The sequence below is a fragment of the Endozoicomonas sp. GU-1 genome, assembly GCF_027366395.1.
Taxonomy (GTDB): domain Bacteria; phylum Pseudomonadota; class Gammaproteobacteria; order Pseudomonadales; family Endozoicomonadaceae; genus Endozoicomonas.
Window position 1 is genome coordinate 1,180,484 of record NZ_CP114771.1, and the last position, 16,496, is coordinate 1,196,979.

Here is a 16,496-nt window from a genome sequence, read left to right on the forward strand (position 1 = left end):
AGCAACCATCCCCAACGATGAAATCCGAGATGGTTGCCATGCTCACATCAGATCACCGAGTAATCCTTCAGGAGCTCGCTTTATATACAACCTTTCTTGCCAGAGCGCTATCACCAGTTGCGGTACCAACGTTCTGCGAGCTACTTTTCGGCTGTATGCTTTCAACCGATGGTTTCGTTACACAGGCACTTTTATCCATTGATTTTCATTGTGTATGGAGCAGTTACCACCACTGGATCTCACAGGGTAAATGGCGATGGAAGCACCTGGCGTGTCGCTTGATCCGACTGGTCTGTTCAAAGGCACCGCCAGATGAACCGATTACTCTTGCTCTTGATGACTGGGTGATAGAACGGTTTTCTGACAATGCCCCTGCTTGTCGTACCCACCATCAACACAGCAAGAAGACTAATCGACCTCAGTACATTTGGGGGCAATGCTGGGTGTCACTGGCCGTTATATTCGAACGGGTAGCAGACGAGGTTTTCACCGGCATCCCTATTATTTCATTTCCGGCCCCTGCTTCAGGTAACGCCAGCAAACTCAAAATCGCTGTTGCCATGCTCAAGGTTGTACGCAAGGAAGTACGGGACCGCGCATTACGGCTGGTGGCGGACTGCTGGTACATGAATCGGACGCTGATGCAGCCAACACTGGAAATGGGTATTGAAGTCATTGGTCAAATACCATCAAACCGGGCCCTTTATGCATTACCGACATTACCCGCAGTCAAAAAACCGGGACGTCCCAGAAAATACGGCACCAGGATGACAGCTGAGAAGGTAGAAAAACTCCCTGAGCACAAAGCCATAGTATGGATGTATAGCAAGTTTTGCACCGTGCGATATCGTACTCTGATTTGTCGGGCAAAATTCCTCAAAGGGCGAGAAATTCGGGTTGTCTGGAGCTGTTTTGAGAATGATAAGGGGCTGACTGAAAAAAGAATTTTCATCTCAACCAATACAGAACACGAAGGGCTTGATGTACTTCGTGGTTATGCAAAGCGGTGGCCAGTTGAGCCTATGTTTCACCAGCTCAAACATGCATTTGGCTGCTGTCATCTGTGGCAGCAAAAATTGAGAACACTTCTGCGCTGGATGCATTTGAAAATGGCAGGTTATGCATTATTACAGTTGTTGACCGTCTGCAAAAATCAGTCATGCCTGAAGATTTCCCGGATACCCTGGAGATCTCCGGATACAACAACCGCAGGCATGATGAGAATTGCCCTGTCACGAATTATTCCAAGGTTCCCCATTCGTAAGGGCTGGGATAGATATCATCAAAAATATGAGTTCAATTTCGATGAACTGTCCGGCCAGTTGAAGATAGATAAAGCAGAGGCTGCATAAATACAGCCATTTAGAGAAAAACCGGCAATAAAAGCGAACCTGAAAAAATTGTTCGCTGATGTCGGCTTGTTATTTTATTGAAACCTGGCCAGTCTTTCGTGTTATGCAAAGTCTAAAGTCCAGATTTAGATAAGCAACCGGTAAATCTGCTGCGCCTTTACGGGAGCGCCATTGAAATGATCAAAAGCTGCGGAGAACTGCCGGTTATCTGCGAGCATCAACGCCATGGATTGATTGGCTACCCCAACAATAGCAAACAGGTTCATAACCGTCAGTCGCAAAACAAGGACTTCAATTCTTCGCGTCACGTCAGCAAAATACAGCAGGCATTACTCGGTGCAATATCAAACAGGGATTTAAAGATAGCCAGAGTAATTTATCGGGATCTGTTTATCTTGTGGAACTATCTAAGTAATTGGCAGTCCATAATAATGAACCATTAACTGAGGTTATCATCATGATTCAGGACAAAATGCCAACTATTCCGGCTGCTTCTAACAGCAATTCGCAGGGCAGTGAATCACCGTTTCACCTGCTTCCTGAGGCTTATTGGCCCGGTCAGTCCAAGCAACCAAAAGTATCAATTGAGCAAGCAGCTAAATTGTTACTGGATGGGCTGAAAAATCTGGATTACGAACAAGAAAGTCAAACTGCCGTATTAAAGCGAGTGATTGAAAAACATAATGCCATGGCAGAAACTCCGGCCAATCGCCTGGTGCTTGCCGAACAGGATAACTTTGCGACCAGGTTCCCCAAACTGGATCAGTGGATTGTTAACAAACTATCCTTTCTATCCCCCAAACAGTTGATCGCTTTTGCCTTTGCCAGCCGCCACTTCAATCAATATTCTGAGGCGTGCGAGAATAATCAAGGCAGTCTGGAAAAAACCAGAATTGAATTTTTCCGCCACTATTTTTCTCAGGAAGGCTTGAAGGCCGGATTAGAAAAGCTTGACCTGTTACGAAGTTGCGAAATTATCCATAAAAATCAGATGTTCCAACTGGATGATGTTTGTCCTGACTTACTGGATCATCTGGAACCAATAACGGCAACGGGAGAGTCATTGTACTTAAGTGATTTTAACTTTCCAGTAGCATTACGTATTGTCGGTGAATTTCCCACCCTCTGGAAACGCCTGGCCCTCTCCATTGGTACTCCCTTCAATTCGGAATACACAAGAAAAGTTGAATTTGAATGCCCGAATGATTTCACAAAAGCAATGCTGACATTTCTGAATGATCTTGCCCTTAGAGGGTATGAGACATCTGTTCTGATTGATCCTTTAAAATCAAATGTCATAAGCCGGGTGGATCTTGCTGAAGATCTGAAAACGGCCTTAGAGAATTCATAACACTGACCTCCGTTGTACTTCCGGCTTGAAATCTCACCGGATGCAAAACAGGACGTAAGTATCAATTTTATACTGTCAGCTGCTGGCATAAAAATACTGCGGTGTGATATTCAAACAGCACCGCTATGCAGTTCAGGAGCCTGTCTCCTTCATAGAGGTAATCTCTGAAAGGGCATGTTGGGCCAAGTCCACAAAATCCCCTATCTCTCCTCTCCTGCCCTCCTTACAATCAGGCTGAACATCCACTAACCAGACGACAACCACTACCCTTCAAGCCGTGATAACGCTGACTTTCGAAAAACTTTACATCTTCATTCTAAATAGCAGTATCATAATTTTATTCCTTGTTATCATAACGAATGGGTTGTTTGTTTAAAGGCGGAACTATTTTAATAAGAAGAGGTCAGAGTACTGATTCAATAATTCAACAACTCAATGATTCTCTCAAATAAGTCGGCTCCATTTGAATTTGCTTTTCCTGATCCTTGTTTCAGCTCATCAGATTTATTAGAAAGAACGGGTGAATCAGGTTCAGGCAAATGTCATTTGACGTATCAGGGTATGCCTGTTCAGGCATTGACAACTCCTTTTCCCATTTACCATAACCAATCAGATATACCCAAAAACAACAATAATTTTTGTAATTCATTGAATAAACATGGCATTAAACCTATAACGCCTGACGATACAGCTGAGTTTATCAGTACTGATGATCCTGACATACCAGAATCAGTTCTTAATCAATATTTCCCCTTGAGCTCCAGTGATAAACCTGAAGATGAAACATTATCATTAATGCCAGATATTCCTTTTCTTCAGTGGCTATGCCTACCAGAGAGTGAGCTTGAGATCGTTAAGCCAACAACAACGAGCCATTGGAATCCAGATGATCAGATAACCAATCTTTCTGTCCCATCTTCCAAGCAGCAAAGCCTTAACAAAAAAACAAGTGACAACCACACGAAACAGTCAGAGGCAATTGTTAATAGTAACGCTTCAATAGCCAGGCACCAGAGAAAGCTTCACCGTAATCCTGCGTACGTTGAGCGCGAGAGGGTGCGGCACAAGGAGTGTTGTAAAGATCCTGCTTACTTGAAGCGCAAGAGGGAGTGCCAAAGAGAGCTTCGTAAAAACCCTGCTTACGCCGAGCGCGAAAGGGAGCGTATCAGGCAGCGTCGCAAAGATCCTGCTTTCGTAGAACGCGATAGGGAGCGCTCCAGGCAGCGTCGCAAAGATCCTGCTTCCGCAGAACACGATAGGGAGCGCTCCAGGCAGCGTCGCAAAGATCCTGTTTACGCCGAGCGGGAAAGGGAGCGTCGCAGGGAGCGCCATAGAGAACGTTACAAAGATCCTGCCTTCGCAGAGCGCGAAAGGGAGCGCCTTAGGCAGCACCGCAGAAATCAGGCGAACTTAAAACGTCAATGCGCGCAGCAAACAACGGGCTGCGAGAATGTTCCCAGTTAAACAACGGAAAAGCGTCTCAAGTCATCCTGTACATCCGGATTGACGTAAATATCAAGTGTGGGTTGTCATCGGGGGAACTTTTAATAAGAACATCTGTCATAAGTCGGCATTCCATAATTCAAGAATTCAATGGAAAGACCTACTTTTTCTGAATTCGGCTCTTCCAGTCAAGTATTCTCCCGTGAAGTTGTAGAGGCAGCGAATATTCTATGTGCCATGCATATTGATAAAACCAGAAGACGCCTTCAGCGGCTGATGGAGCCTGTTCATATTTTAATTGACACTCCCCAGCTGGAAAAAAGGTCGATAGTGACTATATAGCCTTCAAGAATACCGGCGATAGAGTACAAGCAAGAATCGCTGGCAAGCAGGCTTCTAACTTGATAAGAGAATCACGTATAGCAAATAATTTATAATAAAAAGTTCAACTATTGGAATCAAAGCAGTCAATCAGCTAAAAACGTCAGATCACTTGAGATAAATTAGTTTTTCCCGGAAGGAACTTTTTAAAAAAATATCGGTCTTAATCTATAATTCAAGAGTGCAATAATTCAATGGACAGACTTAACGTTGACTCACCTTTCGCTTCTGCCTCTTCCTGTTTTCAGGATTCTTCAGACGTAACTGTAATACTACCTGAGGATTCCAGTTCGCTGCCAAGCATGACTGGTCATTGTGTACGGAAACATGACCCACCTCACAATGTTTTTTTCGTGGATAGATGTTTCAATCAGGTCACACTACCATCTCCATGCTCACTTAATGATTTTTCAATATCTTGTTCCCCATTATTTGAAAAAGAAATAATGCGCCCAGATCTTTATTCACCGGAGCCACCTGACGACATTTTTTCCTGTGACCATTCATGCACAGATCCAGCATTAACAAACGCAGAACAAACCGCCCATCAATTACCTCCGGAAAATCCATTGGCAGGCTTGTCTCAGCCGTCATTACGCCCAGGGACTACACCTGATCTGTTGCATAAAGACAGACAAGAGCAAGTTATAACTGCAACCATTGAGAGTAAGACACATGAATCGTGCAGTTCTGAGGAATCCCTGCCCCTGACACACACAGAAGCTAACAAACAGTCAAGGAAAAGGAAGGCACACGAGAAAGGTTACGCTCAGCCCAGAAATACCAAGGCTTATAAGAAAGCATACCGTGAGTCCAAGGCTGGGAAGGCTGCCGTAAAGGCTTACGCTCGTACCCGGAAACGAAAGTCTTCCAAACAAACATGGGCAAAGTCCGAGAAAGGGAAGGCTTACATGAAAGCATACCGAAAGGCTTACAATTCAGTTTTATACGGAGTCGATCGTGATAGGAAAAAGGCAAGAATTGCCGGAAAGGAAGCTGCCGCCATTATCCTGGATTCTTATCGATCGATGAAAAACTGAGCTTGATTCAAGCTCTATTTTATTTCAATTTATTTAACAACCTGATCAAATAGTTATAAAAAGCTTTTCACTGTTATTGACTTAAATATTGATTATTCAGAGATGAACTTTTATAAGATAGAGCAGTCTTACTGTAAAACTCAACAATTCAATAATTCAATGAAAGATTCTGTTTTTTCTTTTCAATCAAACATTACTTCTGAACTATGCCCTTATTTCAAAGATAATACTTATTCTTTATCTGGAGTATCGGTTCAGGCTTTCTCCCGAGAAGTTGTTGAAGCAGCTACTATTCTATGTTCGATGCGTATTAATACAACCAACAAATATGCCCTTCAGTATCCAACGGTGATTTTTCATAAATCATCTGATAATCCAACGCTTGGAAAAAGGTCAATAGCAATCATTAATAACCCGGCAAACGAAGATCAACCTGTAGTGAGTCGTTTATCTCAGGTCAACACTCTCGAAGAAACTATATCAATGTCGTATAGAAGCATCATGATCAATGATAAAGGATGCAATAAAGCCAGAAAGTACCAAGCAAGATACGAAGTATCTGATAAAGGTAAGAAAACCAGAGCCAGATACGAAGCATCTGATAAAGGTAAGAAGGCCAAATCCAGATACGAGGCATCTGACAAAGGCAAGGAGACCAGAGCCAGATACCGTACGTCCGACCGCGGCAAGATGGCAACATACAGGGCTAGAGCCAAATATTACTCATCCGTCAAAGGCAAGGAAAAAAAGGCCATATACAGTGCAAAGTTAATGGCCTATAAAAAAGCTATAAGTAAAGGCTTTAGTGATAAAGTAGCAAGGGAAAAGGGAAAAGAGGCAGCTAATGCAAAACAAGCAAAGCTTTCTTCATTGCTCCCCCATCCTTAGCAGTTTAATAAAAGAATAAATCTCAACAATCCGGTTCAAACACAATCTGCCTTGAGTGGACGGTCAACAAGCAAAAAGTAAGCAGGTGTTGTTTACTGGCTGGATAGATAGACAGAAAAATTTTATATTTGGTTGACAAAAATTTTGATCCGTTTTTTTTTTCAGGAAGGAACTTTTTTATATAATAATTGTCTCAGTCTTTAATTCGACAATTTTATAATGCAATGTATCTCTTTAATAACTTACCTCCATTCGAGCCTGCCTGTTCCGATACTCGTTCCCGCTCATTATATTCAGTAGAACAACTGATTCCACCTGATTATAACAACTCGCAGCCTTCATATCATGGTAAGTCTGTTCATGTGCCGGAATTATCTTTACCTGCTTACCATAGTCATTCGGATTTTTGCCAAAATAATGTCAGTTCTTTTCATTCCCTGATTGAATATGATATTGATAATCTGATTCTAACCGATCCAGCAGCCACTTTCGGCAATGAGCTACCTGACATACAACAATCAGAGCTTGGTCACTATGTACCCTGGGATTCTGATAATGAACGTGTTGAGGCCAGGCTAGCACCAGAACCAGTTACCCCTTTTATTCCACAGGCATGCTTATCGGTGAGTGAGTCTGAAACCAGAAATCCGATACCTGCATGCCATTGGTATCCAGATCATCAGATAATCAATCTTTCTACCACACCTTTTAGCCCACAAAATCTAAATCAAACGACAAGTTATAGCCAAATACCCCAAACAGAGTGGTTCTCTGAGGGTAACGCAACAATAGTTGAGGATCAAAGGAAGTTTCGCAATGACCCCGCCAACGATGCATGTAAAAGGCAGAGAATCAGGAACTCCGTGCGTTACAACGATCCCGCTGATGCGAAGTATTTAAAGAAAAACAGGGAGTACTACAGGAAGCGTATTAAGAATCCCTCTTACGCAGAGTCTAAAAGGAAGATAAACAGGGATTACTACAGGAATCGCAGTCATGATCCCGTTTACTTAGAGCGTAAAAGAATGGTGCAAAGGGAGTACATTAGACGCCGCAAACAGAATATTTCCAATCAAGCAAATCGCCAAGAGGAGATTAGCAAATACCATGCTTATCTGGCGTATGAATGGCAGCTTCGAAAGGCTGCGTTTGAGCAGGAGATCAACATCTTCAATCAGCCAATTCAGTGGTAAACTCTGATGAATTATTCCTTTTGATGGCGCGCTCGGGAGGATTCGAACCTCCGACCGCCTGGTTCGTAGCCAGGTACTCTATCCAGCTGAGCTACGAGCGCGTAAAGACTGAAACGATTGCAAACTGTATTGCAACAACCGTCTGCATTCAGTGGCGTGGATCATACATAAACCAATGCCCTGTGTACAGTACTCATGGAACAAAATATCACCGGTCAATTCAAGGATGGCAGTCGCCAGTCTATAGGCTGTATTCCATGACTGACCAGATAATCATTGCTCCTGGAAAAAGGTCGGCTGCCAAAAAAGCCTCGATAAGCTGATAGTGGCGATGGGTGAACGGATGCCAGAACCAGATGTTTACCGGTATCAATAAACCGGCCTTTTTTCTGTGCGTAGCTGCCCCACAAAATAAAAACAATATGCTCTCGCTGCTCATTTAACGCGGCAACAATCTGGTCAGTGAATGTCTCCCATCCCCTGCCCTGATGAGAAGCAGCCTGCTTATGCTCGACTGTCAACACACTGTTGAGCAGTAACACTCCCTGATGGGCCCAGTGTTCCAGAAATCCATGATTGGCTGGCGGAATGCCCAAATCTGACTCCAACTCTTTATACATGTTAACCAGTGAAGGAGGAATGGCGACTTCGGGACGTACCGAGAAGCTTAACCCATGGGCCTGGCCCGGCCCGTGATAAGGGTCCTGCCCAAGAATCACCACTTTGACCCGCGCAAACGGCGTCAGGTCCAGGGCCCGGAAGTATTCTGCCCCCCTGGGGTAAATCATCTTGCCCTGAGCCTTTTCATGTTGCAGAAAACTGCGCAGGGTCTGCATATACTCTTTGGTAAATTCATCCTGAAGCATGGCTTTCCAGGAAGGCTCCAATTTGATGTCTGGCATCACCCTACCTCAAATAACATTGACAAATAAATTACCTCCAACCGCATAAGAGCCAACTACACTCTTTGCCAGCCAACGCACTTTAGCACAGCAACACCTTTACTAATAACAACTCAGTCTTCGTTACGGATCGCCTTCAATACAATGCAAACTTTTAATAAAGCATCGATCAGAATTTCTGCGGTTGCAGCCCTTCTTTTTAGCTGCCAGTCCCTGGCAATGCTCGAACGCAGGATGGCCATCGAAATCAATGCCAATTCTATTTACTTCGCCATCGCCGACGTAAACAATAAGACCGACAAAGTTTACCGGCACCTTGATTACGGCTCTCTGGAAGCGGGTTTCTACGATGACCTGTCAGCCAGCGACAACGGTTTTTTCAGCAACTTTATGCTAAAAAAGGCCCAGAGACTTTTTCAAAAACTGCGAACCCGGCAGGAACATTTCAAGGCGGTGCAAGTAAGGGCCATTGCTACTGACATTTTCAGGGAGGCTCATAACGCCGAAGAGCTGGTGCAAAAGATACGGCGTACATCCGGTATCGACATTCGTATTCTCTCCCCTGAAGAAGAAGATCGAATGGATTTTTTCTCAGCTTTAACGGCGACTGATCATTCTGAAACACCCGTCGTCTGGGATATCGGGAAGGAGAGTTTTCAGTTGATTATCTCCGATCCTGAAGCTGGCCCATTTGCCCACAAAGGTGATTTTGGTTCAGTTTCCTTTATGGAATACCTGAAGGAAGTTGTCCAGAACAAACCAACGCATTTGCCGGGGTCATTGTCCCCCATATCAACTGAAGAGCTCGAAGCAGGTATCACCTTCGCACGATATCTTGCCCGGAGAACGCCGGTTATTATTCGCAATGAGCTGAAGAAAGATCAGGTTAAAATCACCGGTATCGGCCCGGTATTTCAGGAAGGCTTCGCAGAAGATATCACCATGCACCAAATGTCTTTGGACAAGGGCAAACTGGAGCGATATATCCTGGATCAGGCCTCATCCATCGGTACCAATGAGGCCAGTCTTTCAAGTGCAATTCTGGTATTTGGTTTCATGGAAGAGCTGGACATTACGCAGATGTTTATCTCCGACCACAACAGCACTGTCGGAATGCTCGAATTTCCAATTCTCTGGCATTAATAAACGTTTCAATGAATTTCGGATAAGAGTAAAAAGAAAAGAAAAGATAATATTTTCTTTTGCTCTTCGTTGATTGTGCTTTTCCCTTCCATGCATTGAAAGATTGATGAAAGCCTGAAGAATCATGAGTGTTTAAATGGTTCTGCAGGCTTTTCCACGGTGGAAGAAGGGCAGATTAAGATGGCCGTACTAACTGTATACACCCAGCATCAACTCTATTTGACGCTTGAGCATTACCCGGAGCCTGTCCACTGTTGTTTCGTCTTCAAAACCTGCAATTAATCCCTGGTACTCAACATGAATGATAATACTGCCAAATAGTTCAGCATCAATATCAGGATGGTTAGAGCCGATTTTTGCAAAGAATGTTTTGAGACTGTCGAGAAAGAACTTCTGGTGACTGAAGGCAATGGGCCTCAGGTTTTCGTTACGCAGGCATTCCTGCTGAAAAGCACGCTCTGCGATCAGGTAGTCACGATGCTCTGCCAGCTGAATCAGAACATACTCAATAGCAAGATCACTGATCCGGTCAGCAAATACCTGACGACTGGCCTGGTCCGATGGCACAAGCTCTTTCATGGCCATTTTCAGCATACTGTCAGACTCTTCCCAGTACGCCTTGAACTTCTGGGCACCCATCTCCACAAACAGAGTGAAGGTGTCAGTGATCAGATCCGTAATGTCTTTGAAATAATAGGTGGTTGCAGAAAGAGGAACATTGGCTTCCTTGGCAACAGCACGATGACGGACACCCCTGACTCCATCTCTGACAACGATTCTTAATGCCGCCTCAAGAATTGTACGACGACGCTGTTCACTATTGGCACGACTGGTTTTTCGCCCCTGATATTTCAGTTTCATATCACTGTCGTGCTTACCAGAGCTTTTCATGCCTTCTGATGAGGAATCCATTGTTGAGACCATATTAAGACTGCCTTACAGTTGCCTGATTGTTTTATAGCGTTCGTCCAGTACCGTCGCTTGAACAAGCATCTTAGTACAGAAATCAACCATACGTATGAAAACCGGCCCTGCCACTATTCAGGGTTATCAGACCGCCATACCTGGAGTACTCCCCATATCCTTATAGACCGATCAGACCGGGCGTATGGCAAGCTCCTGGCTTCACCAGCAAAGCGCATCGACTCAACTTCAGGCTCCCGGATACTACATGAGCAGGCTTGGCCTGCTCATGTCGTCAATCCTGAACTATCAGCGACTCAGAAAATAACTGAGTTAAGCAGGTAATTACTAATACGGTAACCAAACGGCAGGTTCATATAACCAATGCAAATGATACCTGCATCGTCGATTCACATATTTGACAAGTACAAACTTAAGCACAATTACTCCCGCGTCAATATCTACTGAGGACGCATGTGAGGGAACAACAACACATCCCTGATGGACGGCGCATCCGTAAACAGCATCACCAACCGGTCAATACCAATACCTTCTCCGGCAGTGGGTGGCAGACCGTATTCAAGCGCATTGATATAGTCTGCGTCGTAATGCATTGCCTCATCGTCCCCGGCATCCTTTTCAGCTACCTGTTGTCTGAAGCGCTCAGCCTGGTCTTCTGAGTCATTCAACTCAGAGAAACCATTAGCGATTTCCCGACCCCCCACAAAGAACTCAAAGCGCTCAGTAACAAATGGGTTGTCGTCATTTTTACGGGACAGAGGCGACACTTCGGTCGGGTAATCCGTGATGAAGGTAGGGTTAAGCAAGTGATGTTCCACCGTTTCATCAAAGATTTCCATCTGAACCTTGCCAAGCCCCCAGATCGGCTTCACATCAACGCCCAGTTTACCGGCAACCTGTGTGGCTGACTCCAGGTTGTCAATATCAGCGGCATCAAGATCCGGGTTGAAATGCAAGATAGATTCAAATACCGACATCCGCGCAAACGGCTTGCCAAAATCAATCATCTGCCCCTGGTACTCGAACTCAGTTTTACCCAGAACGTCCTGAGCCAGCTGTTTCAGCATGGCTTCAGTATGATCCATCATGTCGGTGTAATCCGCGTAAGCCTGATAGAACTCGATCATTGTAAATTCCGGGTTATGTCTAGTAGACAGCCCTTCATTGCGGAAGTTCCGGTTAATCTCAAATACCCGTTCAAAACCGCCAACGACCACACGCTTCAGGTACAGTTCCGGGGCGATACGGAGGTACATATCGATATCCAGCGCGTTGTGATGGGTCACAAACGGTCTGGCCGTGGCACCACCGGGAATCACCTGCAGCATCGGCGTCTCCACTTCCATAAAGTCCTGACCCAGGAAGTAGTTACGGATACCCTGAATGATTCTGGAACGGATCCGGAAGGTTTCCCGGGAGTGTTCACTGGTGATCAGGTCAACATAGCGCTGACGGTATCGCTGCTCGGTATCGGTGAGGCCTTTGTGCTTTTCAGGCAGTGGACGCAGAGACTTGGTCAGTAGCTGGACAGCACTCATATCAACGTAAAGGTCGCCTTTGCCAGAGCGCTGAACAGCACCTTCTACACCGATAATATCCCCCAAATCCCAGGTCTTGATGGCGTCCAGGGTCTCTTTCGGCAGCTGTTTGCGGTTCACATAGAGCTGGATACGGCCAGACATATCCTGCAGTTCCATGAACGCGCCACGGTTCAACATAATACGGCCAGCCACTTTAACGTAGTGGTTCAGGCCTTCCAGGGCAGCCTTGTCATGATCCTTGAACTGCTCCTGAAGATCGCCAGCCAGCGAATCACGACGGAATTTATTGGGAAAGGCCACCCCTTTTGCGCGAAATGGCCGCCAGTTTTTCCCGGCGCAGGGTCACCAGGCGGTTCTCTTCATGGGCTTCAGCAGCCTTTTCTTCCTGCGCCTGTTGCGACAAAAATGTTCTTCAGACATAATATTCTTCCAGTTACAGGCCTTTTTTCAGGCTCGCCTCAATGAACTTGTTCAGGTCACCATCCAGCACAGACTGGGTATTCCGGGTTTCTACCCCGGTACGAAGATCCTTAATACGGGAGTCATCCAGTACATAGGAGCGAATCTGACTACCCCAGCCGATGTCCGACTTGGAATCTTCCATCGCCTGAGACTCCGCCGTTCTCTTTTGCATCTCCATCTCATAAAGCTTGGCCTTCAGCTGCTGCATGGCCTTGTCTTTATTCTGGTGCTGGGAACGCTGATTCTGACACTGTACAACAATTCCCGTTGGCCCGTGGGTAATACGCACGGCGGAATCGGTGGTGTTGACGTGCTGTCCACCGGCACCACTGGAACGGTAGGTATCAATTCGCAGATCTGCCGGATTGATTTCGATATCAATATTGTCATCAATCTCAGGAGAAACGAAGACGGAAGCAAAGGAGGTATGGCGGCGATTACCGGAATCAAACGGTGATTTACGCACCAGGCGATGAACGCCGATTTCCGTTCTCAACCAGCCAAACGCATAATCCCCGTTAAACTGCACCGTTGCCGATTTGATCCCTGCCACTTCACCGGCAGAGACTTCAATGATGTCCGTTTTGAAACCGTTGGCCTCACCCCAGCGCAGGTACATCCTCAGCAGCATATTGGCCCAGTCCTGGGCCTCAGTACCGCCGGAACCGGCCTGAATATCCAGAAAGGCGCTGTTAGGATCCATTTCACCGGAGAACATACGACGAAATTCAAGTACTTCCAGTTTCTGGGCCAGCTCATCAAGCTCATCCACAACGCCCTGGACACCTTCTTCGTCTTCTTCTTCTACCGACATTTCCAGCAGTTCTTCAGAATCCCCCAGGCCACTGGTCAGCTCATCAATGGTAGAAACAATCGCTTCCAGGGTGGAACGCTCCTTGCCCAGCTTCTGGGCGTACTCCGGATCGTTCCAGACGTTCGGGTCTTCCAGCTCCCGCTCTACTTCCTGCAACCGCTCACTCTTGTGAGCGTAGTCAAAGATACCCCCTAAGCACGTCAGTACGCGCTCTCAGGTCCTTGATACGCTCCTTAATGGGATTGACTTCAAACATTGCCCTATATCACTCACTTTTTCAGGTGCACACGGCACCAAACTTTAATACTGCTATAGCCCCATCAAGAGCTGACCAATACCAGCCGCTCTGAAAATACAATGGGAATGAAATTGGCAACACATGGCTGCCTATGAAACACTGCTCACAACAACAGCTGGCCGACAAGGCCATTACCAAAACCTGTAATACAACTGAGTGATTTTACAACAATAGCCTGTTGGTTGGAATTGCTCCGATATCCAGCCACCAGGACCTGTCGACGTTGTCTTGCCAACCCGGGGAGTAAACACTGCATACCCGCCCATTGACTCATGTCATGACAGCACACTACGCCTTTACTCAACAGTAAGGTAAACTCCCGCCCGCTACTTCACCCTCACCCGTAGCCAGAGCCCCAAAGCCTTTAGGGCCTGTTGACGTTTCGTTGCGTGCTCAGCGGGACGCGCAGTCTGGCTCAGAAAGGCGTCAGATGCGCGAAAGACTTGTGCAGCGCGTAGTTATTCTACGCCAAGCAAGTCTGACAAAGCAGATGGCGCCTTTCTGAGCCACCCTTCGGGCGTATCAGGGCGCCCCTATGACTTCGTTGCGGCATTTTGAAAGGCAACCAGCCTTCCTGCAATGCCGCGCCTCGTCATAGGAGCGCCCTGATACGCTGAGCACGCAACGAAACGTCAACAGGCCCTAGAACAGGATCGTCCGCTCTGGGTACATAACAGAAGCACTCTTCATTATGTCACGTGACACTTTATCGAATGACTCAATGGCACTGGTAGCGGATATCGGTGGCACCAACGCAAGGTTTGCACTCTCACTGGGTGGCAAGCTGCAAACAGACTCGGTACAAGTGCTGGCCTGTAATGACTACGACAACCTTGATCATGCGGTCAGCGCTTACCTGAAACATCAGCAAGTCGCCGTGGATCATGCCTGCATGGCGTTTGCCTGCCCGGTGAGTGGCCAGACGATAAAAATGACCAACAACCATTGGGCATTCAACCAGTCTGACATGAAAGACACGCTGAAGTTGCGGTCCTTCAAAGTGATCAATGATTTTACCGCCCAGGCGCTTGCCCTCCCTGCCCTGCCTGAAAACACCCTGGTCAGGATTGGCCACGGAGAGGCAATCCCGGGGGCCACCAAACTGATTATTGGACCAGGCACGGGCCTTGGCGTTGCCGCATTAAAGAAGGTAGGCGATCATTGGCTGCCTCTGCCCGGAGAGGGCGGACATGCGGCGTTTTCTCCCATATCCTCCATGGATAAGGAGATTCTCGGTATTATTCAGCAGCAGCTGGGCTATGTTTCCTGGGAATCGGTACTGTGCGGTTCTGGCATTGAGCGGCTGTATCAAGCCCACAGTATGTTGTCTGGCCAAACACAGACACTGAAAAATCATGAGATCACGGCCCGGGCCCTGAACGGGGACCCCCTCTGTCGCCAGACACTACTGCATTTCTGCGAACTGCTGGGCAGGGCCGCCAGTAATGCGGCACTGACCACCGGAGCCCAGGGGGGCGTCTATATTGCTGGCGGTATTATTCCACGCTTCCCGGAGTTCTTCGCTCAATCGGACTTCAGGACATCATTCGACCTGAACGATAAGATGGCCGGTTATCTGGCGGGTATCCCCACCAACCTGATTGTTCACGACAATCCAGGCCTGACCGGTGCGTGTGAAGCATTAGGCAACCCGTTGATCCATTGATTTTTCGTGGCTGGCCCTGATCCGGGTCAGCTTCCAGAGATATTGGAAGAGCAGCAATTGGTCCACAAGGGCCAGACAAATAGTGTTGACTGAGAGTGAATAATCGACCGGTCAATGCCAGGACAGTGAGTACCGGTTATTACTCTCAGAAGAAGAACAATTACTTTATTTTCAAACAACCTGCTCAGGGTCATGACTGATCAACTCTGTAAGCCGTACAGGTGATTCCGTCGGGACTACATGCCGACACTGAACATACACATGCTCGGCGACCATACCAGCAGCACCACCTACGACTAAAGCTGCAAAAAAACCTGTGAAACATCCTGCATAAGCACCGGCAAACGCCGTAACAACATGTCCGACAGTAATTGCAACACCACAGGCTGTAGGCAGGCTAAAGGTCAGATTAACAGCTGTTCGTTCCAACAGTGAAACAGTTCGTCCCATACACTGACACTGACAAGATATTGGTTCTGGAATAAATGGTAGATTAGAGGCTTCCGCACTCTGAGTCTGAGGCATTTGAATAATTGATGTAGATGCTTGCATTGAATTACCCTCAAAGATGTCTAAATCTTTTAAGAGCCTGAATTTAGCAATTAGTTTCATAATTTTAGTGTTCCCAGCTTCACCCCCCGTAATCCACCTGAAACGGAACCTGTTCAGCATTTTGAGGTCTGATAGCGATATTTACAGTCTAATGTGCGCGGGGCTTTATTCTGAAAGCAACCACATCAACCTACGCCCACCCAAAGCCTGCTGACCGGGTTCGCCAACAAACCGCTTCAGGCAGGGTTCCTGACCGCAACGGAAGTACATTTAATGGCAAAAGAGTCTCAAACCATCAATACCACAGGGGTATAGCCCCATCCCGGGATAATCCCAAAGGTATTGAGGACGCTTTTTGGAAAAAGAGACCATTACAGGGACGGCAAGTCACCCCGGCTGTGGTGCTTAACGCCTATGGAAAAGACAGAACCTCTCTCAGAACTGGCTTTTTTCTGTCAAAACTGTGCTTACAGAACATTCTACTCAACCGCAGAAAAGTGACCCCGGATCAGGTCATCCAGGAATTCACCCGGAAGCCAGATCGAA

General features: G+C 46.6%; 13 protein-coding genes, 1 tRNA gene and 1 pseudogene. 7 read left to right on the forward strand and 8 right to left on the reverse strand.

Going from position 1 to position 16,496, the window contains the following annotated elements; translation table 11 throughout:
* Nucleotides 1-38 precede the first annotated feature (38 nt).
* Entirely contained in the window at nt 39-1,352 is a 1,314-nt protein-coding gene (locus tag O3276_RS04845; protein WP_442876589.1) for an IS701 family transposase, read from the forward strand.
* 125 nt (nt 1,353-1,477) lie between these two features.
* Here O3276_RS04845 and O3276_RS04850 read toward each other — a convergent pair whose 3' ends face one another.
* Nucleotides 1,478-1,660, reverse strand: a complete 183-nt coding sequence (locus O3276_RS04850) for a hypothetical protein (RefSeq protein WP_269674621.1) — start codon at nt 1,658-1,660, stop codon at nt 1,478-1,480.
* A gap of 149 nt (nt 1,661-1,809) precedes the next feature.
* Between O3276_RS04850 and O3276_RS04855 the strand changes: the two genes are divergently transcribed.
* Both O3276_RS04855 and O3276_RS04860 read left to right on the forward strand, forming a co-directional pair.
* Nucleotides 1,810-2,703, forward strand: a complete 894-nt coding sequence (locus O3276_RS04855; RefSeq protein ID WP_269674622.1) for a hypothetical protein — start codon at nt 1,810-1,812, stop codon at nt 2,701-2,703.
* A 753-nt stretch (nt 2,704-3,456) separates the two neighbouring features.
* Nucleotides 3,457-4,167 carry a hypothetical protein gene (locus O3276_RS04860; RefSeq protein ID WP_269674623.1) on the forward strand — a complete coding sequence of 237 codons (711 nt, stop codon included), beginning with the start codon at nt 3,457-3,459 and terminating at the stop codon, nt 4,165-4,167.
* 759 nt (nt 4,168-4,926) lie between these two features.
* On the opposite strand, the gene O3276_RS04865 is transcribed toward O3276_RS04860, so the two are convergent.
* Nucleotides 4,927-5,121 carry a hypothetical protein gene (locus tag O3276_RS04865; protein ID WP_269674624.1) on the reverse strand — a complete coding sequence of 65 codons (195 nt, stop codon included), beginning with the start codon at nt 5,119-5,121 and terminating at the stop codon, nt 4,927-4,929.
* Nucleotides 5,122-5,726: 605 nt separating this feature from the next.
* Between O3276_RS04865 and O3276_RS04870 the strand changes: the two genes are divergently transcribed.
* Nucleotides 5,727-6,455, forward strand: a complete 729-nt coding sequence (locus O3276_RS04870; protein WP_269674625.1) for a hypothetical protein — start codon at nt 5,727-5,729, stop codon at nt 6,453-6,455.
* A 224-nt stretch (nt 6,456-6,679) separates the two neighbouring features.
* Complete coding sequence (locus O3276_RS04875; RefSeq protein ID WP_269674626.1) at nt 6,680-7,648, forward strand: hypothetical protein; 969 nt, start codon at nt 6,680-6,682, stop codon at nt 7,646-7,648.
* A 24-nt stretch (nt 7,649-7,672) separates the two neighbouring features.
* Here the strand turns inward: O3276_RS04875 and O3276_RS04880 are convergent.
* Nucleotides 7,673-7,749: transfer RNA gene (locus O3276_RS04880), tRNA-Arg, on the reverse strand.
* A 114-nt stretch (nt 7,750-7,863) separates the two neighbouring features.
* Nucleotides 7,864-8,550 (reverse strand): uracil-DNA glycosylase, encoded by a 687-nt coding sequence (ung, locus tag O3276_RS04885; RefSeq protein ID WP_269674627.1) that lies wholly within the window; start codon nt 8,548-8,550, stop codon nt 7,864-7,866.
* A gap of 144 nt (nt 8,551-8,694) precedes the next feature.
* Here ung and O3276_RS04890 point away from each other — a divergent pair, with 144 nt between their 5' ends.
* Nucleotides 8,695-9,693 carry a Ppx/GppA phosphatase family protein gene (locus tag O3276_RS04890; RefSeq protein ID WP_269674628.1) on the forward strand — a complete coding sequence of 333 codons (999 nt, stop codon included), beginning with the start codon at nt 8,695-8,697 and terminating at the stop codon, nt 9,691-9,693.
* A gap of 189 nt (nt 9,694-9,882) precedes the next feature.
* On the opposite strand, the gene O3276_RS04895 is transcribed toward O3276_RS04890, so the two are convergent.
* The 3 genes and pseudogenes from O3276_RS04895 to prfB all read right to left on the reverse strand — a co-directional run bounded on the left by O3276_RS04895 (nt 9,883) and on the right by prfB (nt 13,690).
* Entirely contained in the window at nt 9,883-10,605 is a 723-nt protein-coding gene (locus O3276_RS04895) for a TetR/AcrR family transcriptional regulator (RefSeq protein ID WP_241693334.1), read from the reverse strand.
* Between the two features lie 452 nt (nt 10,606-11,057).
* Nucleotides 11,058-12,561, reverse strand: a pseudogene (lysS, locus tag O3276_RS04900) (lysine--tRNA ligase).
* 30 nt (nt 12,562-12,591) lie between these two features.
* A protein-coding gene (prfB, locus tag O3276_RS04905; RefSeq protein WP_269674629.1) for a peptide chain release factor 2 occupies nt 12,592-13,690 on the reverse strand; the annotation gives its coding sequence in 2 pieces (ribosomal slippage) (nt 12,592-13,614 and nt 13,616-13,690; 1,098 coding nt in all).
* A gap of 733 nt (nt 13,691-14,423) precedes the next feature.
* Between prfB and glk the strand changes: the two genes are divergently transcribed.
* A complete protein-coding gene (gene glk, locus O3276_RS04910) occupies nt 14,424-15,398 on the forward strand; it encodes a glucokinase (RefSeq protein WP_269674630.1) in 975 nt (324 codons plus the stop codon).
* A 171-nt stretch (nt 15,399-15,569) separates the two neighbouring features.
* Here glk and O3276_RS04915 read toward each other — a convergent pair whose 3' ends face one another.
* The gene (locus O3276_RS04915; RefSeq protein ID WP_269674631.1) at nt 15,570-16,010 is read right to left on the reverse strand and encodes a hypothetical protein; all 441 of its coding nucleotides are present in this window, start codon (nt 16,008-16,010) and stop codon (nt 15,570-15,572) included.
* Between the last annotated feature and the right edge of the window lie 486 nt (nt 16,011-16,496).